Source organism: Phocaeicola sp. GP0067 (genome assembly GCF_031119655.1).
Classification (GTDB): Bacteria; Bacteroidota; Bacteroidia; order Bacteroidales; family Bacteroidaceae; genus Phocaeicola; species Phocaeicola vulgatus.
In genome coordinates, this window is sequence record NZ_JAVHZY010000001.1 from 433,127 (window position 1) to 456,803 (window position 23,677).

Annotated in this window: 22 protein-coding genes and 2 pseudogenes; 11 read left to right on the forward strand and 13 right to left on the reverse strand. The window is 40.1% G+C overall.

Going from position 1 to position 23,677, the window contains the following annotated elements:
• Positions 1-7: 7 nt before the first annotated feature.
• Genes RE317_RS01560 through RE317_RS01580 form a run of 5 tightly spaced genes read right to left on the reverse strand, consistent with a single transcriptional unit; the run spans position 8 to position 5,829 of the window.
• On the reverse strand, positions 8-1,123 hold the full coding sequence (locus tag RE317_RS01560; protein ID WP_008666693.1) for a glycosyltransferase family 4 protein: 1,116 nt from the start codon (positions 1,121-1,123) through the stop codon (positions 8-10).
• A complete protein-coding gene (locus RE317_RS01565; protein WP_008666694.1) occupies positions 1,096-2,112 on the reverse strand; it encodes a hypothetical protein in 1,017 nt (338 codons plus the stop codon). The genes RE317_RS01560 and RE317_RS01565 overlap by 28 nt, the downstream gene beginning before the upstream one ends.
• A gap of 13 nt (positions 2,113-2,125) precedes the next feature.
• Positions 2,126-2,923: a phosphorylcholine transferase LicD gene (locus RE317_RS01570; protein ID WP_005844456.1), complete on the reverse strand. Its 798-nt coding sequence runs from the start codon at positions 2,921-2,923 to the stop codon at positions 2,126-2,128.
• A 3-nt stretch (positions 2,924-2,926) separates the two neighbouring features.
• Positions 2,927-4,027, reverse strand: a complete 1,101-nt coding sequence (locus tag RE317_RS01575) for an NAD/NADP-dependent octopine/nopaline dehydrogenase family protein (protein ID WP_005844458.1) — start codon at positions 4,025-4,027, stop codon at positions 2,927-2,929.
• Entirely contained in the window at positions 4,024-5,829 is a 1,806-nt protein-coding gene (locus RE317_RS01580; RefSeq protein ID WP_008666695.1) for an aminotransferase class I/II-fold pyridoxal phosphate-dependent enzyme, read from the reverse strand. Before RE317_RS01580 ends, RE317_RS01575 begins: the two co-directional genes overlap by 4 nt.
• Positions 5,830-5,919: 90 nt before the next feature.
• Here RE317_RS01580 and RE317_RS01585 point away from each other — a divergent pair, with 90 nt between their 5' ends.
• On the forward strand, positions 5,920-6,750 hold the full coding sequence (locus RE317_RS01585) for a hypothetical protein (RefSeq protein WP_005844462.1): 831 nt from the start codon (positions 5,920-5,922) through the stop codon (positions 6,748-6,750).
• A 22-nt stretch (positions 6,751-6,772) separates the two neighbouring features.
• On the opposite strand, the gene RE317_RS01590 is transcribed toward RE317_RS01585, so the two are convergent.
• From RE317_RS01590 to metG, 3 genes are all read right to left on the reverse strand, one after another.
• Positions 6,773-7,798, reverse strand: coding sequence for an acyltransferase (locus RE317_RS01590; RefSeq protein WP_005850553.1), 1,026 nt, complete (start codon positions 7,796-7,798; stop codon positions 6,773-6,775).
• The gene (locus tag RE317_RS01595; RefSeq protein WP_005850555.1) at positions 7,798-9,234 is read right to left on the reverse strand and encodes a lipopolysaccharide biosynthesis protein; all 1,437 of its coding nucleotides are present in this window, start codon (positions 9,232-9,234) and stop codon (positions 7,798-7,800) included. The genes RE317_RS01590 and RE317_RS01595 overlap by 1 nt, the downstream gene beginning before the upstream one ends.
• Positions 9,235-9,315: 81 nt before the next feature.
• Positions 9,316-11,358 (reverse strand): methionine--tRNA ligase, encoded by a 2,043-nt coding sequence (metG, locus tag RE317_RS01600; RefSeq protein ID WP_303266126.1) that lies wholly within the window; start codon positions 11,356-11,358, stop codon positions 9,316-9,318.
• A 286-nt stretch (positions 11,359-11,644) separates the two neighbouring features.
• Between metG and RE317_RS01605 the strand changes: the two genes are divergently transcribed.
• Positions 11,645-11,812, forward strand: a complete 168-nt coding sequence (locus RE317_RS01605; RefSeq protein WP_005850567.1) for a hypothetical protein — start codon at positions 11,645-11,647, stop codon at positions 11,810-11,812.
• A gap of 1 nt (position 11,813) precedes the next feature.
• Here the strand turns inward: RE317_RS01605 and RE317_RS01610 are convergent.
• The 3 genes and pseudogenes from RE317_RS01610 to RE317_RS01620 form a co-directional block, all read right to left on the reverse strand.
• Positions 11,814-12,521, reverse strand: a pseudogene (locus RE317_RS01610) (YifB family Mg chelatase-like AAA ATPase); the annotation flags it as partial.
• A 121-nt stretch (positions 12,522-12,642) separates the two neighbouring features.
• Positions 12,643-13,533 carry an Rpn family recombination-promoting nuclease/putative transposase gene (locus tag RE317_RS01615; protein ID WP_117697073.1) on the reverse strand — a complete coding sequence of 297 codons (891 nt, stop codon included), beginning with the start codon at positions 13,531-13,533 and terminating at the stop codon, positions 12,643-12,645.
• Positions 13,534-13,677: 144 nt separating this feature from the next.
• Positions 13,678-13,902: a hypothetical protein gene (locus RE317_RS01620; protein ID WP_117697086.1), complete on the reverse strand. Its 225-nt coding sequence runs from the start codon at positions 13,900-13,902 to the stop codon at positions 13,678-13,680.
• Positions 13,903-14,354: 452 nt separating this feature from the next.
• Here RE317_RS01620 and RE317_RS01625 point away from each other — a divergent pair, with 452 nt between their 5' ends.
• The 8 genes from RE317_RS01625 to RE317_RS01660 all read left to right on the forward strand — a co-directional run bounded on the left by RE317_RS01625 (position 14,355) and on the right by RE317_RS01660 (position 20,387).
• Positions 14,355-14,522 carry a hypothetical protein gene (locus tag RE317_RS01625; RefSeq protein ID WP_303266125.1) on the forward strand — a complete coding sequence of 56 codons (168 nt, stop codon included), beginning with the start codon at positions 14,355-14,357 and terminating at the stop codon, positions 14,520-14,522.
• A 185-nt stretch (positions 14,523-14,707) separates the two neighbouring features.
• Positions 14,708-15,745 (forward strand): DUF3871 family protein, encoded by a 1,038-nt coding sequence (locus tag RE317_RS01630; protein ID WP_303266124.1) that lies wholly within the window; start codon positions 14,708-14,710, stop codon positions 15,743-15,745.
• Positions 15,746-16,013: 268 nt separating this feature from the next.
• Positions 16,014-16,295: a hypothetical protein gene (locus tag RE317_RS01635; RefSeq protein ID WP_303266123.1), complete on the forward strand. Its 282-nt coding sequence runs from the start codon at positions 16,014-16,016 to the stop codon at positions 16,293-16,295.
• A gap of 105 nt (positions 16,296-16,400) precedes the next feature.
• Positions 16,401-18,014 carry a hypothetical protein gene (locus RE317_RS01640; RefSeq protein WP_303266122.1) on the forward strand — a complete coding sequence of 538 codons (1,614 nt, stop codon included), beginning with the start codon at positions 16,401-16,403 and terminating at the stop codon, positions 18,012-18,014.
• On the forward strand, positions 17,983-18,954 hold the full coding sequence (locus tag RE317_RS01645) for a hypothetical protein (protein WP_195642869.1): 972 nt from the start codon (positions 17,983-17,985) through the stop codon (positions 18,952-18,954). Before RE317_RS01640 ends, RE317_RS01645 begins: the two co-directional genes overlap by 32 nt.
• Positions 18,941-19,294: a hypothetical protein gene (locus tag RE317_RS01650; RefSeq protein WP_195642870.1), complete on the forward strand. Its 354-nt coding sequence runs from the start codon at positions 18,941-18,943 to the stop codon at positions 19,292-19,294. The genes RE317_RS01645 and RE317_RS01650 overlap by 14 nt, the downstream gene beginning before the upstream one ends.
• 168 nt (positions 19,295-19,462) lie before the next feature.
• On the forward strand, positions 19,463-20,149 hold the full coding sequence (locus tag RE317_RS01655; protein ID WP_195642890.1) for a recombinase family protein: 687 nt from the start codon (positions 19,463-19,465) through the stop codon (positions 20,147-20,149).
• A 4-nt stretch (positions 20,150-20,153) separates the two neighbouring features.
• Positions 20,154-20,387: a hypothetical protein gene (locus RE317_RS01660; RefSeq protein WP_134855646.1), complete on the forward strand. Its 234-nt coding sequence runs from the start codon at positions 20,154-20,156 to the stop codon at positions 20,385-20,387.
• Positions 20,388-20,599: 212 nt separating this feature from the next.
• Here RE317_RS01660 and RE317_RS01665 read toward each other — a convergent pair whose 3' ends face one another.
• Together RE317_RS01665 and RE317_RS01670 are read right to left on the reverse strand one after the other, a co-directional pair.
• Positions 20,600-21,166 (reverse strand): energy transducer TonB, encoded by a 567-nt coding sequence (locus RE317_RS01665; RefSeq protein ID WP_134855647.1) that lies wholly within the window; start codon positions 21,164-21,166, stop codon positions 20,600-20,602.
• Positions 21,167-21,317: 151 nt separating this feature from the next.
• Positions 21,318-21,542, reverse strand: a pseudogene (locus RE317_RS01670) (hypothetical protein); the annotation flags it as partial.
• A 943-nt stretch (positions 21,543-22,485) separates the two neighbouring features.
• Here RE317_RS01670 and RE317_RS01675 point away from each other — a divergent pair.
• Entirely contained in the window at positions 22,486-22,794 is a 309-nt protein-coding gene (locus RE317_RS01675; protein ID WP_229108230.1) for a hypothetical protein, read from the forward strand.
• The last annotated feature ends 883 nt before the right edge of the window (positions 22,795-23,677 follow it).

Genomic DNA, 23,677 nt, shown 5'->3' on the forward strand with positions numbered 1-23,677 from the left:
TAAAAGTTTATGCAAATGTACGCTTTTTAGGGGACATCTTGGATATTTCCAGTAAGCTTTCTGCTATTTCACGGGAAAAGATTTCCAAATTGAAACGTTTTTCTGCCAGCTTTCGGGCGTTGGCGCCCATTTTTTGGGCTTCTTCAGGATGGTCGGCTATGCGATGAATGGCATTGATCCACCCTTCCACGTCATCATAGGCTACGGTAATTCCTATTTCTTCTTTGTCTATATCCATTTCAAAATTAGGATTACGTGAGCAAATGACAGGGATGCCTAATGCAAAGGCCTCTACCAGTGTGGTAAGACCTACGGTATAAGGAAAATCCATGCAGCAGATGACAACACAGCTTTTTCGTGCCACTTTCTGTGCCAACAAGTATGGGATGACACCGTCCGTATAATGTACTCGTACAGAATCGGGCAGACAGAAGCTTTCAATAATCTGTTGGTAGTTTACACTTCCATTGGTGGGGGCTATGTACAAGTCCAGTTGTTGATCGGTGGCGCAGAAAGCTTGCAGCATTGTGTCTACATCCCGGTTTTCTTTCCCGGTGGAGATAAAACCTTCCGGTTTCCGATCCGGCATTGTTTGTAGAAGATGGTCATAGAAAGCGAGGTCCGGCCCCCAATGGATAAGCTGAAGCTTTTCTTCGGGAGCTTTTCCGGTTGCTAATGAGTCTTTAATCAATTTTTTACTGAACAGGAACATATGATCAATGCCCTTATAAAAGAAACGTGAGATGCGTTCTCTTATTTTTCTGGATGAGGTTTTTAAAGCAGTGTGATGCCAAATGACAATGGGCTTGCGGTAGAGGCCTAATGCTCTGAGTAGGATGATAAGTTCCAACCCACGGAAAGATGTACCGTAGAGCACTTCGTATGGCTCTTTGCAGCACAGAATCTCTTTAGTGGCATAGAGCATTAGTTTCAGACGGCTGGGGAAAGCTTTGTATTTATGCATCACCGACCGGATTCCATATTTTTCCAGCAAAGGAAGTCCGTAGAGGATATGTCCCGGAAACTTATAATCTTTCCATTCCTCGTAACTTTCACGGGTTAATCGGGTGTGATAAAAATAAATAGTGAGTGGTTTTACCGGTGTTGGTCTCTTTTCAGCCATTTGTTAATTCTGTTTTTTATTGCTTTAGTGATGATGGAAAAATTGCCGTATCGCAGGTTCAGAAATAGTTCTTCAAAAGAACGTCCTATCTTAATCCAGGGATGTCCCCACCCCATAATGCGGTAGACAGCTTTTTTATAAGCTACATTCTCAATGACATAACGAGGATGCTTGAGAGGAAATTCTACTTCATACTGTTTCATGGTGAAGATGCGGCGGTATCCTTTAGGCAGTGTATGCACAGAACCGGCAAAATGGGTGGAATCTGCCGTGGCTCCCAAGTTGTTAATCATGTTGCGGGTGGGCACGATAGCCAGTCCCGAGTTGAAAAGCATGGAAGCGTGGAAGATGGTTTCATAATAGGCTTTGTTGTTTTCTTTATGGCGATGGCACATATAGATAAAGTCTTTACGGAATTTCCGTTCTTTAATGAGCTGTTCCAGTTGTTGCATATTGAACTTGTCTTCTAGAAAAGTATAATGTTCGTCCCATTGGTCAATGACCCTTTTCCAACTGGCCCATCCCCAGATAGAGAAAGTGGAGGCAAAGAAATAATCGTATGGTACACCCGGAGTAATCTCTTCGTTATTGAAACCCGCAATCATGGTGATACGGGGGTCTTGCTCGTATTTGTCTAACATTTCTTTACAGAATGTGAAAAAAGAAACGGAAGGCACATCGTCATCTTCCAATACGATACATTTGTCAACCATAGAAAAAGCCCATTTTTGTGAAATGTATTCCGAAGGGTCGCAACCGTAGTTTTTTTCCTGATACATACGGTGGACTTCGCAGTCCCAGTCTATCTGATCTGTCACTTCACGACATGCTTTTATACCGGGCAGGTCGTGTTCGCTGCGTGGTCCGTCCTGATAGAGGAAAAGCTTGGAGGGACGGGCATTCCTGACTTGTTCAAACACTTGCGACAGCTGTTGCGGGCGGTTGAAGAACAAAATGAGTACGGGTACATCTACAAGGAACGGTTTCATAGTTCAATCTCCTTTATTTGTAAAATTCGAGTTTGTTGTAATGCGGATGTATATTCTCTAAATCTGGTAATTGCATATAGTCACCGTATATCTTCCTTAGCACAGCATCTGTTTGGCGTGGTACGGGGAACATTTTTCCTTCAAATTCCATTTCTGTCAGTGGAAAAATATCGTCTGTATAGCGCGGTTTGAAATAGGCGGTGCCAAAAGAATGGCGTAATTCTTTTCCGGGGAATAACTTGGCAATGAACCTTAGGATGGGAAAACCGATGCGGGTATTAAAATGATAAATCCTACGAATCCGTTTGTATAATGTGCTTTCTTTTATATTTTTATTATTCAACTGATTGTATATCTGCCCTTGCATGTGTCCTCCTATCCAAGCTAGACAATAAGGGATCTTTTCTAAAGGAAAAATATCAATGTAGATACCGGTATAATGGAAAATACGGTCATATGAATTTGTTTCTTCCAAATGAGAATCCTTATCACGTAATTTGCCGTATATAAAGATGTAATTGGGATCTGTTTCATTAGTTTGCAATGCAAGATTGTCCGGAAGTTCTTGAGGAAGAACTTTCAGCAGACGCAGGTAATCTGAGCGAAGCATTTCTATGTCCAGATCATCATCCCAGGGAATGAAACCTTTGTGACGTGCTGCACCTATTAGAGTTCCGGAACTGAGCCAATAGGGTATTTGGTGCTTGCGACAAATCACATCAATAACCTCCAGAAGCTCTAACATACGTAGTTGCTGGCGACGGAGAAGGGAACCATCGGGATTAAATCGCTTTCTTAGTTCACTATCCATACATTAATTTTTTAGTAGTTTATAAAACAAATCAGCGTTAATGTAACCTGTTTCTGACAGGTCTTTTCCTTTTAATTCTCCTTCATGGATATATTCTTTGTTTAATACATCTTGCCCCCATAGCAATATTTTATCAATGTTTGGGGTACAAATATTTAATACCTCTGCTATTGATTTGATTATCAATAATCCAAATGGAAAATCCTCAGTGAAATACCGGCTTTTGAAATCAGGCAGAAATCCTTTTTCTGTTTTTTCCATAGGAGCTGGAATATGTTTGAAGGCAATGATGGAGCGTATCTTGCGGGTAAGTGACCTTGCATCATAACTGTCATAATATTCCAATAAAGTAGGAATTGGCTCTATTCGGACCGGCAGTGCTTTCAGAATTTGTTGGAATTCATTGTCACAAGCAATGAGGAGCTCCGAACTTTCTTCGTCCCAACTATTATAGAACCCGGGAATCTCATGATATGTTTTTCCTCTACTCCAGGTATGGAAAAGTGAATAAAGACGGGCTGGATGAAGCAATGGATTGCTATTGGTCAGGCTGGCTTCTAGAAAATGATGAAGCATACGCACCGGCGTATCTAACATTTCTTGAAGAGTTCGTAGTAAAATATCGGATTTTGATATGTTTACGGTAGCTATTTGTAATTCCTTTTTGTATCCCAACAAGAGTGCTTTCTGGCCATAGGTTTGTACACGGGCAATGAATGGAGCACGCTGGAATCCGAAGAGTGAAGCTGTTTTGCCTAATATTCTATAAGCGGTAAAGAAAAAACCGGTACAACTGACTACACTTCCTATGCAAGTTTTTTCCTGCAAGAACGGTTGTATGTGGAGAAGTTCTTCCTCAATGGCAAATCCGGGGAGACAAAGCAATACGATATCAGAGTGTGGAATGACTTCTGCCGGGTTAGCCGTAACGCAGGCTAATGAGCCGGAGAATGTATTTCCCCGGCAATCTTCAATGAGTAATGATGGATTCCATTGGTCGGGATGCCGGGTGAGGATGGAAACATTAAAGCCTTTATGTGCAGCTACTCCTGCAATGACGTGCCCCAGACCGCCACCGCCACAAATACAGATATTGATACTCATGCTTGCAGTTTTTTTAAGTTTTCAGCCAGATAATTGTTGTCTTCAGTGTCGCGTATGGCGATACGGATGTAATTCCTGCCATCGAATCCTGTCTTGGTACTACAATCTTTTAACAAGAGATTATGCTCCAGCAATAAAGAAACGAGTTTGGTGGAACTGAAGCGGGAAGTTACTTCGCACAGGAAATAATTGGCTTGTGAAGGTATGACACGTAGGAAGTCAACCTGTTGCAATACCTCGAAAAAGCGTTGGCGCTCGGCTATGAATTTTTTACAGGCATTTTGATAATCATTATTATACTTGCTGTATATCTGTAAATAGAATTCGGCGAAGGAGTTTATATTCCATATAGCCATGTTTTTTCGTAAATAGGATATTATCTCTTTGTCGGAAGATGCGGCTATCCCCAAGCGTAATCCCGGAACTCCATAAGATTTGGAAATACTTTTAATGACTGTGAGGTGTGGGTATGTTTCCAGAACTTCATTCTTAAGCAGCGTATTTTCGACACTTTTTTCGCTGAAGTCAACAAAAGATTCATCCAGTATTAAGTGGATATTTCGCTGCTGCGTCCATGCCAGCAAATCCATAAGTTCGTTAAGGGGGATGAAGTTACCTGATGGGTTATCCGGATTGATCAAGAGTAAATGGCGGATATCTTTGTCCGCATAAAAAAGCATCAGTTCTTTTGCCGTATAATGAAAATCGGCATTCTGTGGATAGAATGCAATGATTTCTTCTGATTGTCGGTTGGGATATTCTTCAAAAGTGGGATAAATTACTCCCATTTTGCCATCTGAATGTTCCATCAGCGCTTTGATGATTTCGGCGGCTCCGTTGCCAACAACCACATAATCTTGCCGGATACCGAAGTTTTTTGCCATGACAAGTGTGTTCACTCCCATGCCGGAAGGGTATTCACGGAGAAGCACATTAAAATTAGCCTGTAGTTCTTCACACATTTTTTGTGGTGGAAAATAGGGGTTTACTAAATAGCAGAAATCTTTCAGCTTTGGGAAACGCCAGTATCCGCCATATCTTTTTTGGTAGCGTTGTAGCTGGTCCTGTTCGGCAAAAATGGTTTCAGCGATGTCAAGATCTTGTATATCATCAATCTCATACCAGCGTTCTCCTTCCAAAGGGAGTCCTTTCAGTTCACATCTCTCCAGCAGGGTGATTACCCGTAATACCTGTTCGTAATATTCGTTATTCCCCAGGGCTTTGCTGTAGGCTTCAAGAAATGGCACATAACTGTTGCGGAGAAACTCTTTACTGAATTTATAGATATTGACGGTTTTGTAGTAATCGTCAATATCTGCGTAGCGGAACGTTTTTTTTGAGATAAAATCAATGATGTCATTTTCAGTATTGAGCCGTACCATCGTGCCGTCCATCCATGGCTCATATTTAGCTACAAGTGCCAGATTGGGATAGGGGTTATTTAAAATTTTGTGGAAAAGTGTATCCTCAAAAATCAAATCGGATTCAATTAATAAAGTATCTTGCTTTTGCAATTCCTCTTTAGCAAGATAGAGAGAATAGATATTATTGGTCTTATTGTAGACAGGATTGTAAATATATTCTATCGGAGTATTTCTACTTTGTTTCTCTATGTGGGTACGTAATTTCTCTCCCTGGTAGCCTATGACTAAAATGATGCGTTCCAGATTTAATGAATCTAACTGTGAGAGCAGACGGTCTATCAGATAGGTCCCGTTTACTTTAATCATACACTTGGTGTTATCTTTGGTAAGATCTCCCAAGCGCTTGCCCATGCCGGCGGCTAGAATGATTGCTTGCATAATAAATTTAGGTATATATATTGCAAAAGTAGTAATTAATTAGCATTTATAAGCGATGTTATTTATATTTGCCTCAAATTTTAAACAGGAATGGGTAAAATAACATTTGTACCGGTAGGAGGATTGGCCAACCGTATGCGTGCAGTGGCTTCGGCGGTAATGCTGGCAGGAAAGACAAAAAGTGAATTAAGCATCATTTGGTTTCGGGATTGGGCACTGAATGCACCGTTTTATCAGTTGTTTAAGCCTGTAGACAGGGAAGTGGCTTGTTTACGGGATGCTTCGCGGTTGGATTATGCATTATTAGACAGACCTCGTTCCAAGAATTTTCATTTCCCGCTTTTGTTTCAGAAACTGCTTTTCAAGTCTTGTCTGTACGAGCGTTCCATTACTCCTTTATGTAACCGGCATTTTGATTTTGAACGGTGGGTTAAAGAAGGTGGCTGTGTTTATATGGCATCATACACCGCTTTCCAACTTTATGATTATGCATGGATCAGTCGGTTGTTTGTTCCGGTAGACGAGATTATGGAAGAGGTGGAAAACCGTTGTCGGAATTTTTCGGATGCTATGATTGGTGTGCATATCCGTCGTACAGATAATCTGGCTTCTATCAGGCAAAGCCCTATCGAGTTGTTCTATCAGAAATTAGATGAGAAGATAAAAGAGGACGGCAAGGTGGCTATCTATTTGGCTACAGATTCGGAAGAGGTGAAGCGGGAAATGAAAGAGCGTTATGGTGACCGGATATTCTGTTCCGGAAAAAAGGCAGACCGTGGATCTTTGGAGGGAATAAGGGAGGGTATCACGGATATGTACACATTGGCTCGTACACAAAAAATATATGGTTCTTTTCAGAGTTCATTTTCGGATATGGCAGCTCAGATAGGAGGGGTTCCATTGGAGATTTTGAAATTATGAGTTACGGAAATAAATCATTGTTTTAATGATTATCTGCAAACATTTTTATTTTTGCTCCTCTTCTTTCTATGGCATTTGCCAATTTGTTTTCTATTTTTCCTAATAGCAGCCGTCTGCTCCATTCTATAACAAGCGTCGTCAGACAGATAGAAACAAGTGTTCCCATAAAATACAGAACAAGTAGGTTGCTGTCTGCATAAGGGGTATACCAGGGTTGTAAACAGTGGATAAGAAGTCCTTGAAGCATATATAAGGCAAAAACGTATCCTGCTAGGTAATTGATGATGCGGGATGAAAAATGCCACCGGGTAAACTGGTAGAAAATCATGATAGAGGCGATGATAATCAGTAGATTATTATCTCGGGCGAATCTCAGTATGATATTTCCACTCATTGCTGTAAGCAGGGTATTCAGTATAAAAATACCGGCAAGGCTGCCTGACAAGATTTCCCGGCTATGTCGTTTCATGTTTTCCGGAAGACCATAGGTCTTCAGATATTGTCCTATGAGATAAGCTAGTGTGACATTGATAATTCCCTTGCCCGTGTCATTCTGAATTTCAAAAAACAGGATTGTCGGGGCAAATACAAAAAAGAATCCCCATAGTAACAGTAGTTGTTTATAACTTTTTTGTGAGAGGTTATGAACCAGCCGGTTTAAATAGGGCGAGAAACAATAAAGTACTACATAGCAGGTCATAAACCAGTATTTTTTGCTAAGTATCGGTAGCAATGAGGAGGCCAGCCCTGTCCAGGTATGCGGAGTGTGAAGCCATATTGTTTCGATCAGATAAGAAACGATGGAATAAAACCATACGACAACCAGCATTTTGAAAAATTTATGTGTATTGAAACGGATTCCAAAATAACCTGAGATCAGAATGAACAAGGTTACTCCGGTGTTTCCCAGTGTATTGATAAATAGTATGAATTCTTTGTTCAGCCAGTTACTGGTGTGGAAGGTATTTCCTAGAATATGCATGGATACAATCAGTATGATACTGATAATTCGTAAACATTCTAATCCGGAGTGACGTGTAGCAGCCATTATTTCTTGATTATATAGTGTAAACTCTCTTTAAAAGTGACGGAGCCGCTCAACCACAGGATGGCTGTGTAGAGTGTGCCGGCTATGATCATTTTGCTTGCCATTAATAAATACAGATTGGCAAAGCCGATAGTGATATAATAGGTAGCCGCCATTACCGCGGTAGCTATGAAGGCAAACGGAAGGATGTCTTTCAGCGCTGCAAACAAGCTGAGCCGTATTTGTTTCCATACAAAATAGTGCCATACAAACAGCCAGCAGATATTGATGGATACATACACTATAATCATGGTATGTACGCCGTATGGATAGAGCAGAAGCATGGTTGTTAACTGGATGATGCCTAAGCCGATGGTATTCCACATATAGATATCCGATTTTCCTTTGCTGATGACTAGGTTGGAATACAAATTGGTTATGGGAATGAATGCGCCACCGATGCAGAGCAATTGCAGGATGAAGGCACTGGGTAGCCATTTGTCTGTAATAGTCAGTATAATCAGTTCGGGTGCGATTAATGATAATCCTAACATAGCCGGAAAAGAAATAAAGGCAGTGAAGCGGAGCATCTTCCGGAAAGCGCGTTGTTGGCGTTCCCTTTCATCCGACAAACTGGAAAGTACGGGTTGGGCCACACTGTTGACTGTTCCTGAAATTAATGAATGTCCCATATAATTCCATTTATTAGCTTGAGTAAAATAGCCTACTTCTTGTCCCGAATAGAATTTACCAAGGATAACGGTAAAGATATTATTATTGATGTGGTTGAATATATTGGTTACTAATAATTTGCTGCTGAAAGAAAGCATCCCTCTCAAAGGCTTGAAGTCGAAAGTAAGTGTAGGTCGCCAGGGTGAGAAGCACCAATAACAGATATTAATGGTTCCTACATAGACAATGCTTTGTGTGGCTATCCCCCAATAGGCAAATCCCAAGCAGGCCATAGTTATACCGATAGTTCCTGAGGCGGTTAATCCGATAGTGACCGCCATTGCCTTTTGCTTGACCATTAAGTTGCGGAACAGGTAAGCACTGTGGGCAATGCCCAAACTGGCTACAAAGAAACCGAGGAAAGTGTATCGTGCCAAAGCTGTCAGTTCGGGAGTGTGATAGAATTCGGCAATGAGTGGGGCGCAAAGGAACAGAATGAGGTAGAGACAGGCACTTAGCCCGGTACTGAACCAGAATACGGCATTATAGTCTTTGTGGGAGATATCCCGTTTGTTGGCTAGGGCGGCCGTGAACCCGCTTTCCTGCAAAGAGCCTGCAATAAGGGAGAAGATGGACAGCATTCCCACCATGCCATAATCTTCCGCATTCAGAATGCGTGACAGGAATATCCCGAAAAAAAGATTCAGCAGCTGCTGTACTCCATTGCTTAATCCGCCCCAGAAGAGGCCTTTTGCTGTCTTTTCTTTCAAGGATTGTTCTGCCATTTTTATAGATAGATTATAAAACAGTCAGGCTGAAAGCGGACGTTTCAGTTGCTTTCAGCCTTTTCTGTATTTGGGTGTATATTATTTCACTTCACTGCCCGGCTTTACCTCTCTTAATAAAGAGGTCACCGCTAAGGTGCCGTCAAAGTTTTCAGCACTCAGGATCATGCCTTCGCTCACCAATCCGTTCTTGAATTGGCGCGGAGCAAGGTTGGCAATGAATAAAACTTGTTTGCCCACCAGTTCTTCCGGTTTATAATGTTGTGCGATACCGCTGACGATGGTACGGTTCTCCAGTCCGTCAGCAATCTTGAATTTCAGCAGCTTTTTCATTTTAGGCACTACCTCACACTCTAATACGGTACCTACACGGATATCTAACTTTTCAAATTCTTCAAAAGCAATTACCGGTTTTATCGGGTTGGCTTTATAGTTGGCAGCCTCGTTTGCTTTTTTGGTAGCCAACAGTTTGTCTACTTGTGCTTGAATGGTTTCATCTTCGATCTTTTCGAACAACAGTTCTGCCTTATTCAATTGATGTCCTTCTGCCAGCAGATCGGTACGCCCCAGTTGGTCCCATTCAAATGTTTCCATATTCAGCATTTGGCGGAGCTTTTCGCTGCTGAAAGGCAGGAAAGGTTCGAATGCAATAGCCAGATTGGCAACTAGTTGCAATGCTATGTTAAGGATGGTGGCTACACGGTCCATATCAGTTTTTGCCAGTTTCCAAGGCTCTGTATCGGCTAAGTATTTATTACCGATACGTGCCAGGTTCATTGCCTCTTTTTGTGCATCGCGGAATTTGAATACATCCAGTAGCTTTTCTACTTCTGCCTTTACGTCTGCAAATTCTTTTAATGTTTCTTTGTCGTAGTCGGTCAATTCACCGCAAACGGGAACTTTCCCGTCGAAATATTTATGAGTCAGCACTAAAGCACGGTTTACAAAGTTACCGTAAACAGCCACCAACTCATTGTTGTTACGTGCTTGAAAATCTTTCCAGGTAAAATCGTTGTCTTTTGTTTCGGGGGCATTGGCTGTCAATACATAGCGCAATACATCCTGTTTGCCGGGGAAGTCCTGCAAATATTCATGCAACCATACTGCCCAGTTGCGTGAAGTGGAAATCTTGTCACCTTCCAGATTCAGGAATTCATTGCTAGGTACGTTATCCGGTAAGATATAGCTTCCTTCCGCTTTCAGCATAGCAGGGAAAACAATGCAGTGGAATACAATATTGTCTTTTCCGATGAAGTGAATCAAACGGGTTTCTGGATCTTTCCACCAAGTTTCCCAACTGTCGGGAAGTAATTCTTTTGTATTTGAAATATAGCCGATGGGGGCATCGAACCATACATAAAGTACTTTTCCCTCAGCGCCTTCTACAGGAACAGGGATTCCCCAATCCAAGTCACGGCTTACCGCACGGGGTTGCAAGCCCATATCCAACCAGCTTTTACATTGTCCGTATACATTGGGGCGCCATTCTTTATGATTTTCAAGAATCCATTCACGCAGCCATCCTTCGTGTTTGTCCAATGGCAGATACCAATGTTTGGTTTCACGCATCACTGGTTTACTGCCACTGATAGCACTTTTCGGATTGATCAGGTCGGTCGGAGAAAGTGATGTTCCGCACTTCTCGCATTGGTCACCGTAGGCTCTTTCTGCATGGCAGTGAGGACATTCACCGGTAATATAACGGTCGGCCAGGAACTGATGGGCTTCTTCGTCGTAATATTGCATGGAGGTCTTTTCAATGAACTCACCTTTATCATACAGGGTTTTGAAGAATTCGGAAGCCAGTTCGTGGTGTGTCTTTGATGTAGTACGAGAGTATATATCGAATGAAATTCCAAATTCTTTGAATGATTCTTTTATCAAGGTATGATAGCGGTCCACCACATCTTGTGGAGTAATACCTTCTTTCTTTGCACGAATGGTGATAGGTACTCCGTGTTCGTCAGAGCCTCCGATGAAAAGAACATCTTCTTTTTTCAGGCGGAGATAGCGCACGTAGATATCAGCAGGAACATATACACCTGCCAGATGACCAATATGTACCGGACCGTTTGCGTAGGGCAAAGCGGATGTGACGGTGGTTCTTTTGAATTTATTTTCCATTGTATGATGTCTTTTTTGTTATTTCTACCAGTAACGTGCAAAGTTAGTGATTTTTAGTAAGTATATGGAATAATCAGAAATATTTCTCCCTTAAAATCTCTGACAGGCCGTACTTATTATAAAATATGGTTATTCGGGGGCTTTGTCGGAAGAAGTGAAAATACAGAAAAATGTTATATCGTGATGCAGTGATTTGCACTTATTTGCATTTAATCTTAAGGAGAGAAAAATGATGAACTAAATTTTACTTATCCTGTTTTTTATAAAACCTTAAGTCGAACGAGACATGAATACGTGGTATAAATTCATTTTAAATGCACTTTTCTCTAAAAAGAGAGAGGATAAAGATTGGGAAACGACCGATAAGGAAGAGGATGTTCTTTCAAATTACATTGAACTGGACTCATTGATGCAGGTCATTTATCATGCAAAGGAAACTGAGTCGGGCAGCTAAACTAACCGGCCCAGTCTTCTCTATCAAGATTTCTATAGCTTATCGCTTCTGCCAGGTGGATGGAAGTAATGTGTTCACTGTTGTCCAGATCGGCAATGGTACGCGCTACTTTTAGAATGCGACCGTATGCGCGCGCCGACAGGTTGAGGCGTGTCATGGCAGTTCGTAATAATTTTAGCCCTGCTTCATTGGGTTGAGCGTACAGATGGAGTAACCCGGCTTCCATTTGTGCGTTGCAGTAAATACCCGGATGGTTGGCAAAACGTTGAGCTTGTATTTTCCGGGCCTTGATAACCCGTTCGCGTATGCTTGCACTACTTTCCGCATGATGGCGTTCTGCCATTTTTTCGAATGGAACCGGAACTATTTCTATTTGGATATCTATGCGGTCCAGTAAAGGACCGGAGATACGGTTCAGGTACCGTTGCACTTGTCCGGGATTACAGACGCAAGCTCGTGTAGGATGATTATAATATCCGCATGGACAGGGATTCATACTGGCTACCAGCATGAAACTGGCCGGATAATCCAGACTGTATTTAGCTCGTGCGATGGATATATGCCTGTCCTCTAGGGGTTGGCGAAGTACTTCAAGTACACTTCTGTTAAATTCCGGCAACTCGTCTAGAAAGAGCAAACCGTTGTGAGCCAGACTGATTTCTCCCGGTTGGGGATTGGTGCCGCCACCTACCATTGCTACAACATTAATTAACTATTAGGTGGTAGATTGGTATTTTTGAACTTTATATAAACAACCAATCATGCAAAAAAAAGAGGAACTATACGAAATGTATGCTCCTCCTAAACAGTGTTATATAGAGAAACTTGTTTTATAGTTCTTCAATTTCTTCTTTGGTCAATCCGGTTGCTCCCATAATTAACTTTATTGAGGTTCCAGATGATTTTAAATAACGGGCAACTTCTATTGCTTTTTTTCTTTCTCCTTTATTTATTCCTTCTTCAATCCCTTCTGCTCTTCCTTCTTCCCGTTCAGTATTGATATTGTCACGAAGGATTACAATATTATCCAAGTGGCGGTAGTAAGCGGCAAGTTCATCTTTAGTCATACTATCCAACTTTAATCTCTCACGAGCCTCCTCAAGACCGGGAGCTGTGGCAGTGGAAGGTATTTCTCCAGTGTTAAGATAGTAGATCCATTCTTCCAGGGGACTTTTTGCTACCTGATTGAAACCGTTCACCTTCAGGATATAGTATTCGGGATATAACTGGCTGACCGTATCCACCTTGAATGTCTGTTTCTGGAACGGGGTGAGTTCAAGAAGATCATTAGTGTGGATACCCCTGAATTCCGTCTTTCCATGATAAACGAAGTCCCTGCCATGCCCTAGGGAGAAGTAGACTATATTGACGCTGTATACTTTACGGACCTTGTCATAGCTTTCCCCTCTGTTGATATATTCAGTGACCAGCTTGGAAGTACCGAACAACATACGCTGGAAGTAGGCATATTCATTATTGTTCTGCACCTCTATCAATACCGGCTCACCCCTGGAGTTCTCGGCAAGCATATCCACACGGTTATACTTGTCATACTCATCCTCCTGATTGCTCTCGCTTTCAAGAAGTCTTTGGATAATGATCTTCTCACCCAGTAACGTGGTGAGCAGGCCTTCAAGGACACTGAAGTTTGCCTTGTTCCTGAGCAGACGTTTCATCGCCCAGTCAAAACGGATTATCTGGTTTTTATTATTGCTGTTCATAATGGTCTGATATATGGGTTACTACAAAGATAGGCAAAAAACTCAAGACCTCCAAAATAATATGGATTATAGTGAAAAGTGGCTATTCTCAACGAACCGCCGCTTTGTAATGAATCAATTTGTTTTATCATTCATGAGGGAAATCTATTTCAGAACAATTTTTTGATGTATTCTGTTCAATGACCCTGTGTCCAGTTCGTCTATGCTTATTATATATAAGGTGTCGGTCACATATATTCCGTTCTCTCCAAGAAATATGTATGCGGCATCGAAAAACCAGCCCTCACCTCTTACCCTCATGTCTATTCTGATATCGTTTTGTATCTCACAGACTTTTCTTATAGCCTCAATCAGTTCGGTTCTCTCCATACGATACTCCTTTATCCGGATACAACAGGGCACCCGGATTTTTGTTTGCGGACCTTTCATTTATATATCAAAAGTATGGCCGTTCATTCCTCCCTCCTGAAACCTTCCAAACCCTTATATATGAGAAAATAGCTTGGAGCATTATTCAGCACCATTAGAATTAAGGTGCGTCAGCTTCAAGCGTTATAAAAAGTAATTTTCCGGGTTAAATCTAATTTCAGATGATGGTTAGAACTTTAATTCGAGGGATAGCAACGGTACGAGTAGTTTTCACAGCTTTAGTCTTGATTACCCAAAGTATGCAGTCTATCGGAAAGTCAAGTCAGATCGAGGAGGTTTGATGACGGCTTTTCTTTTTTTCTTCCCCTTTCTTGAATCCTTCAAAGCCTTATATGTGAGAATAATATATAAGAGAATAGAAACGTAATAACAAACAATTGAAAATTAGAGAAATGGGAAATTTGGTAAAAGCATTGAAGATCGCCGCAAATGTAGCGGAGATCATCGTGGCAGGCTCCGTATTGATCGAGCTTGCCGAGAAGTATCGTGGCAGATTGGGAAAGAAAAAATCCGCCACGGGTAAAGTCGAAGCTGTGGATGCGGCGGTGACTGAGAACTAACATAATGTCTTGAACAGTGGATTATGATAAGGGTCAGGACGTAATAATAACAATCCTTGAGGTTACTACATCAATACTCAAGGGAATTAAGAAGCTAAGAAGTTTATTTATAAAAGCAAAGAAATAAACCTCTTGGCTTTTTTTCGTTTATCGGATTTTATTAACAACTAAAAAATAAGAATAGTATGGAAACAATAACTAATGAACTTACTGTCATTCCAAGAACAATCGGAATGATGACAAGAATGATGAATGCAGTTAATATCGAAGATGCTGTAATCGTATCTGAAGAAGAGCAGGAAGAACATCCCAATTTCATAGAATCGAATACTTCAGGCATTACACTTGAAGAACTTGAGAGAAACTGCATTGTACCCAGTTTCGGAGATAACCAGCTTACAATCAGCCACCAGACATTCATACACCGGATCGAGGAGGCTGCAAGGAGTTATTTTACGGGTGAGAGCTTTGGAAACACGGAAATCAGGGTATCACATAGAATCCTGGGCAGGGTTCCGGGAGCATTAACCAAAAAGAAAGAGGAACTTAAACCTGAGGACGAGACTATCTATTATCAACGTATGGCTTTCTGTTTTCATATCAGGTCTATGAGCAGAATGATGAACGGAGAAGAAGTACATTTATGTATCGGAGGTGTAAGAAGTCTGAACGAGGAAAACCTATACGCCCGAAAATCACCCGAGAAATTTAAAATCTTTATCGGATGGAGAGTGAAAGTTTGCTCGAACCTTATGTTACTGAACGATGGTCTGACCGGACGACTGGAAGTGATGAGTGATGCAGATATATACAGTTCAGCACTCAGACTATTTCAAGACTTTAACCCCGAACAGAATCTCAGGCTACTTGAAAATCTGGGAAGGACGAATATTTCACAGGAACAGTTTTGTCAGATAATTGGTAGGCTCAGATTATATCAAGCTTTACCCGCTTCACAACTTAAAGAACTGCCAAAGGTGATTTTAGGTGATTCCAATGTCAATGCGGCTACGAAAGGCTATATAGAAAATCCTAATTTCGGGTTACGTGGCAGGGATAATATTACTTGTTGGGATCTGATGCAGCTACTCAATGACGCTGCCAAACAATCCTATATTGATAAGTTCCTGGAGAGAAATCAGAACTGCACTGATTTTGCGGTTGGTATCCAAAAAGCTTTAAACGGTGAAGATACTGAGAATTACGGATGGTTTTTGAGTTAGACCTGAAAATAAATTAACTCACAAGGGAGAAAGAACTAAAATATGACAAACATGATCTTTCTCCCTTTTTTGTTGAACCCTTTAACGGATACTTGATATGGAAATGAATGATATTATGACATGCATAGACAGATTGCCGCAAGGCTGTTCTGATAAAAGATATGCTGGGATCCTGAAGGAATTACCGGATGAATGTCAGTCACGTATAAGAAAGACGTTTACCCCAAATCATTACAACAGGAATAATGTATAATCAATAATGAATATTATGGAAAGACATGAACTGGAAAACAGCAGGGAATTCAAGGCTGCAAAAGAACTTGAACATGCCCTGAACGATTATGGGTGGAATGAGAAAAGGTTCGCTTCGGCGGTGACTACATTCCACAGGACCCTGCAACAGACCTTATTCAGAAGTATGGTTGAAGTGATTAAAACAATGGGAAGTGAAGGTTACGGATATGACCTGAGGAACAAAGCTTCGCATGAGATATGTAAGAAGATAGTGGAATCGGGAGTTCTGGAGGACGAGACGATACCATTCATCTGACACGGTTGAGACATACCAAGATAATATTCCGGGGAGGGATATTTCCGATAAAAAGGAAGTATCTCTCCTTTTTTTATTTACCGACAATTTAAAATTCAGAAGATTATGTTATACTATGATTTTTATGGTTACGAAAGGTTCAAGGCCTGTTTCGGACTTGAAAAAAGAGATAACGGTACAGTGGTAAGAAAGAACAGGATACTGCTGAACCATCTGAAGAATCCTGCACTGCTCCGGTATTGCAGGGAACATAACGATTATGCCTTGTTACATATATATGATATGGCTGACCTACAGAAAAAAGTAATGGATGCTGTCATTGAATCAGGAAAAGGTGATAAAAAGCTGCCTTATAGGGTGGAACTGATAGGCAAGACATACCACTCTTCCAGATATCAGACTGACGAAAGCAAGGGTGTATGTGAGGATCTGGATAAAAGTTCAGTCCGCTATATAAATGTTGAACGTAGCCGGGTCTTCAAGATGAGGGCCGGAAAATTCATGAGAGAGCTTATCCTTGAGACAGAGATAGGAAAGTTGCTCTCTCCAAGTGTCGTAAACTGGATTGCAGGAGATGTTTTCACTCAGCAATGGTGTACTTATACACATGGGAAATCACCTGATATGGAACTACATATAAACAATGAGTTCTGGAAGATATATGATAGTGATTATTGCAAGGGTAATTTTGGTTCATGTATGGTGGACGAAGACCGGACCTCATTCTATCGTGATTCTGTAAAAGCCAAGGCTGCTTACATAACAGACAAAACAGGATTGGTTGTAGCAAGATCCATTCTATTTACTGACGTTACGGATCAGGATGGCAATAAATGGAGGCTGCTTGAAAGGCAATACTCTTCAGGAGGTGATGACGTGTTGAAACGGTTACTGATTGACAAACTCATTCAAGGTGATTACATAGACGGTTATAAAATCGTGGGTGCATCCTGTCATGAAGCTAACGCATTTGTAGATATTCATGGGAACTCATTATCCGACAAGAAGTTTGAGATTGACTGTGATCTGGAACTGGAAGACACGCTTTCTTATCAGGATTCTTTCAAATGGTACAATTATAACCTGAATAAAGCCTATAACTACGAAAACTCACACTTTTCATATAACCTTGACACCACAGACTTGAACTTATATGGTGATACTGACGACGATGATGACGATCGGGAATGGGATGATTACCACCAATACTATTGTGATGATACAAGACTCTGCTACCGGAACGGAAGGGAGATTCGGGTAGACGTTGAAAACCTGGATGATTTTATATGGATAGAATCAACACAGGAATACCACCATGAAAACGATTGTGTCTGCTGTGATGAATGTGGAACATATATCCTGTTGGATGATGCCATGTGCTCGGAAGTGACGGAGGAATATTATTGCTGTAAGGACTGTATGGAGAAAGCGGAAAATGAGTTCAAGCGGGAGAACTGGCATTACTCCGAATATGATGATGAATGGTATGAGGATTACACCGACATTACCCGGATCAATATCTGGAATGAACCGGAAGGTATCTATGAGAATAAAAGCATCGGTACGGATACATTATGCCGGCTATTGAGAAATGAGGAAGCATGGGAGTTTGACAATGAGGTGTTCGACAGGATAAATCCAAGTACCAACCTTCCATACGGCTATAAACTTAAAAAAGAGATAAATCATGAATATACAATTATTGAAGCGGCTGTATAGTATCTACAGCCCGAGTGGGAAGGAACAGAAGATGGTAAAGTTCCTCTGTTCCTATATAAGACAGCTTCCCGGAGACATATCCGTGTCAAAGGATAAGTTCGGGAACCTGTATGTGGTAAAGGGAAAAGCGGAAGTTTACCCTTGCTTAGTGAGCCATATCGACCAGGTTTCACACTGCAAACATTCAAAGGATTTCAAGGTGGTGGAAACAAGGGAAGTCATATTCGGTTATTCCTCAAAGAACAGGAGGTTTGAGAATTTGGGAGCCGATGACAAGAACGGGGTATTCATCTGTCTTGAATGCCTGAAGAAATATGATGCTGTTAAAGTCGTGTTTTTCAGGGAGGAGGAAACAGGCTGCAAAGGAAGTTCTGAGGCGGTGATGTCTTTCTTCGATGATGTAAGGTTTGTTATCCAGCCTGACAGAAAGGGTGATTCGGACCTGATTACAAGTATAGGATATGCCGGCTTGTGTTCCGATAAGTTTATGGAAGCCCTTGAACCTGAAAAATGGGGTTACATGGAGGAGAACGGGTTGATGACCGATATCCTGACCTTGAAAGAGAACGGACTTGGGGTTTCCTGTATCAACGTTTCATGCGGTTACTACAATGCCCACACCGATGAAGAAATCACAGTAAAGAAAGACCTGACGAAGAGCCTGATGTTTATAGAACATATCATAGAGGACTGTACCGATGTATATTCCCATGTTCAGGATGATCCATATTTCAGTCCCTATGAGTTTGAGGATGAGATTTATGACATACTGAATAACGATCCAAACCTTACTCCCGAAGACCTTCATTACATGTATTCCACCAATTTTCCACATTTCGGATTGGAGGATTATAGAAAGATATGTGAAGATTATCGGATGTTCTGGTATGAGGATGAAGAAGATAGGAACTTAAAAACTTTGGATTATGGAAAGAGATAAGAACTACGATTGGGAACTGGCTAAGTATATCTGGTCAATCCTGAAATCCAATCTCCCTGTCCTTATGTCTTGGGGAGTTGAGATTGAGACTGTAAAAGTAATAACATGTGGTCTTGAATTCAGGGTCAACGGATTCAAGCATATCGGAAAAGTTCAGATTGTATTGAATGAGGGCACTGACCTGTTTGAAGTCTGTCTGATTGGTGAAGATGGAGAAATCAGGAAAAAGAGAGAGGACATCTACTTTGACATGCTTGTTTCTGTGGTGGATGAACTTGTGGAGAAAACCGATGATTATGAAAAGAGAATTTCTGATACATATAATATTATAAAGTATTAGCGGTTCTCTGAAAAATCGGGAAATGTGATAACTGGCTTTCTGTGGGAGAGTAGAATTTATAGGAACTCGAAATCTCATGGAAAGCCTTTTTTTATGTATTAATGTAAATGGTTCCATAGATTAGACGTCCATCTAAGCAGTGGAACTATTGTTAAAAAACGAATGACAATGAAGGATGAAAACCAATATGTGGCTTATCTCCGGGTAAGCACTCAGAAACAAGGATACTCAGGATTGGGACTTGAGGCACAGAGGGAGATAATACAGAAATATCTCTGTGATAAAACTCCGGTTGCTGAATATATTGAAATTGAATCGGGCCGGAAAAAAGAAAGACCCAAACTTAAGGAAGCGTTGTCGTCATGTAGAAAAGACGGTGCAACTTTAATTGTGGCTAAACTGGATAGACTGGCAAGGTCTGTTTCATTCCTATCCAACCTGTTAGAAAGTGATGTGGAAATAGTCTTTTGCGACTTCCCACAGGCTAATAAAATGGTACTGCATATTATTTCGGCTATATCCCAGTACGAAGCAGAATTGATAGCAGCCAGAACGAAGGCGTCATTACAGGCTAAGAAAAGCAGGGGATTCAAACTTGGTAATCCTGAACACCTGATGGATAGACATGAGCAAGCCATCCAAAACAGTATCAGGACTTGCAAGGATAAGGCTGACAATAACCCCAACAACAAAAGAGCGGTTGCCATGCTCAGAACCCTAACTAAAGAAGAACATACCTTGCAAGAGATGACGGATATTTTGAACAAGGAGGGATTCGTTACTTCTCAGGGATGTAGTTTCTCTAAATCAACGGTATATAAACTGATTAAAAGGTATAACTTAAAAGAGGATTAAAATTATGGAACCAAGGTATGTACTGATTTTAGATTTTTGTATCGGTTGCTTGAATATCATAAAGCTGACGGACGAAGAACTAAGAGAATCAGAGAATTACGAGGATTTTGAGGATTTTCTTTCTACCATTGAAGAGAAATACGGATTCAGGCTAAATAATTGCCAGTGGATGGTTACAGAAAATCTGGACATCTATTGCTATCAGAATGGAGAAGAGACAACCCCCAATCTGTTATAGTCAAATTAAGAAGAGAAACTGAGGTGATACTTGGTTTCTTTTTTTCTTTCTTCGGGTTGGTCGGAGACAAGAGTATGAAACGCAAGTGGAATGTATAACATAACTGTAAGACAAAGTGTTATAAAAAAGTGTGCAAATCAGGTACAAATGCTTAAAGAATAAGTGTTTTGTCAGTTTTTTACAAAAGATTACAATAGACCCTTAATTTCAATTCATTTTATTGATTTAATAATACTATCTGTTTTTGAAGCATTATCAGCATTAGGCAGTTTGAAATATATAGGAATTGTGCATCTAACTTTTACGGGTACCCCATCTTGTGTACCCGGTTTATATTTAGGCATAATTGATACAATCCGTAGTGCTTCTTTATCTAAAGAGGGTGATATGCTTTTTAGTATTTTAGGTTGTGTTACTGAACCGTTTTCATCTATAACAACTCCAACCATAACTCTTCCTTGTATTTCTTTTTCTAGGGCATCACTTGGATATTTCAAATTATCATAGATAAAATCAAATAAGGCTTTAAGTCCATTAGGAAATTCTGGCATAACTTCTACCACTAGATAAATATCTGTTTCTTCATTTTCTTCTGGCAAATATTTAATAGGAACTCTTGCCGTATCATAATATGCATGAATAGTTTCTTCATTCGGTACATCAATTAGTTTTGCTGTTTGAATACTATCAAAGTCCATTATTTTACTTTTGGAAAATTTACTAGTACAGCCAAAGATAAGACAGCTGGATAATATAAGATGCAATATTCTGATTTTCATAAGTATAAAGTATTAAACAATACGTTGCTAATAAGATTTTCAAATATACGAAAAATCATTATTAATACTAGCGTAAATATGAACTATAAATCAATTCAGTTTTTTCTATAGTTCTGTATTTATTTTGATTTTTTCGAAAGTTCTTTGTTCATCACGTACCCGACATAGTTCCCGGTGTACTTTTATTTGCGAATATACACAAAAAGTGCCATTCATACCTTTGCGGTTGTATTGGTCGGCGTATGTTCTGTCTTAACTTCTCGAATTCTTCCTTGAACTATTCAGCAATAGGCTTTCGGGCAATTAAAAAAAATAATCTCATCCCGTCCGTAGGGCTTTTCAGCACTTGAAACCCTGCCTTTTTGGTCGTGAATTTTCATCTGTGTATGCTTCAGCGGTTTACCTCTCATCGAAATCAGTAAGAAGGTTTCAAGACCGGAGAAGAGGCTGAGTTTTATTTATTTATAATATAAAGTGGAAGCTAAACTATTAGTATTATTGGAGGGAATAATAGATTCTAGTTTGTAATTTATGGATTATTCAGATGTTTTATTCTTTTCTTTCCCTGCCTCAAAGGAAAAAGAGGGGAAAAGGAGGGGAAATGGGGGAAAAGGGGGTGGAAAAGTCTATTTTTCATAACTTTTTTCAATTCTAGTTATCCCAAAATCAGTAAAAAATTAGGTTTTAGGGGTTCCGCTTTCCCCTTTCCCCCCTTCTCTCTCTTGAGGACGGGAAGAAGATGACAATGAACTAAAATCCATTAATTGTTCATATTAGCTGTTAGGTTCAATAGTAGGCAAGGTTTGATGTAAAAATTCATATTTTGGCTTATTTGATAAAATGAATGATATAAATGAAATAATGTTCGGTCAGTTTTTTATTTATTCCTGATTATATTGAATGATAAACAGAGTAATATATGCTTCTTCCTTACTGCCAACCCAATTTCTGATAATGATGAAGCAATTTGAATAAGTGGAATGAATTATTATCGGTTGTAGTCAGAAAAATAAATGTGATATAGGTTGCTGAAAGTATGGTTGATATTTAAGAACGAAAATCAATCCTTTAATGTTTCCTGATTTTAATCCACTCTGTAATAATTATGTATCCAGGCTGATATGAAATAAAATGATCACCGAATGCCACATGGAGAATTATTGCAGTGAGGATTGTGTTTTGATATTCTGCCTGTTATTGATATTCTAGTTCGGAACAAGATCTATAGTTATAATTTTCTGGTGTCATGAACAGCCGGTTGGGTAAATAGTGAGAATGAATTACTATCTTTGTCTCCCGTTATGGTTACAGTCGGAGATATGAATGAACTTATGTCGGCTTTTGGGATGAAGGCTGACAGTATAACAGTTTCTGACAGGGTTGTCGGAAATTCATTGTTGATAGCCGGAAGGATTCAGAACGGGCTTTTTCCTGAGGTTGTTCTTGAAAGGATTGCTTCTTTCGGAGGTATATGTAAAGTGTCTGTCGGTGAAGGTGTTGTGATAGATATGGATAAGGAGATTGCTGAAAAGACGGTTGGTATACTTTCCTGCCTGGAGAAACGGGATATAGAACTTGATATTGAGGAAGTGGGGAAAAGAAAGATCAACCTGTATTATGGCGGTTGATCTTCTTGGTTCTGTTTTGGGTTTGGTTAGAGAATGTGACAGATTGATTTATGGGTTATCAGAATCATAAAAAGTCTTGTTCATACTTTTTTTCCCTTTGAGGCAGGGAAGAAGAAAACAATGGACCAGGATCTACAATAGGTTTTAATGAATATGTCAGTTCCTCTTTCAGACTGATTGGTATAGAATCCATGTCTTGATTTTCCTGGTCTGGTTTGATGATATTAATAGCCGGCTAATATTTTGTTTGTCGATAAATAGGTATAGTTCGAATTCTGATAATAATTGGATAAGTAGAATGAATAATGTGATGATTTTATGTTGGCTTTTTGGGGGATAGTTGATAACGTTGTGGTTCTTATATGTTTTTTAGTGAGGAAGTTGTGACAGGGAAACGGCTGAAAATTAATTGTAAATGTTTCCTGATGTCCGATAAATATTAGGTCTGGTCTATAATAAATTTGTTTTTTATTGATAGGGTAAAATAATCACCGGCCGAAGTATGGATAATGAAGTGAAGATTGATCCTTTATGTTTGTATGATGTTTGGTTGGATATGGCTCTGATATTCAATTATCTATTCTGACTTCCAAAGAATTCTAGTATTCTAATAGATATAACAGAAAAGAAGAAAAAAAGGTAACTGTAATTGTCTTTTGGAAAATCTTGGAATTACAGGTTAAGGGGTTTGCTGGAGGCGGAAGTATGGAACGTAAGTGGAATGTATGACATAACTGTAAGACAAAGTGTTATAAAAAAGTGTGCAAATCAGGTACAAATGCTTAAAGAATAAGTGTTTTGTCAGTTTTTTTATAACATCCCTTCGGGTTATGTACCAAAACTCATACTTCGTATTAGGCTTCTGTCTCTGACTAACCCCAGT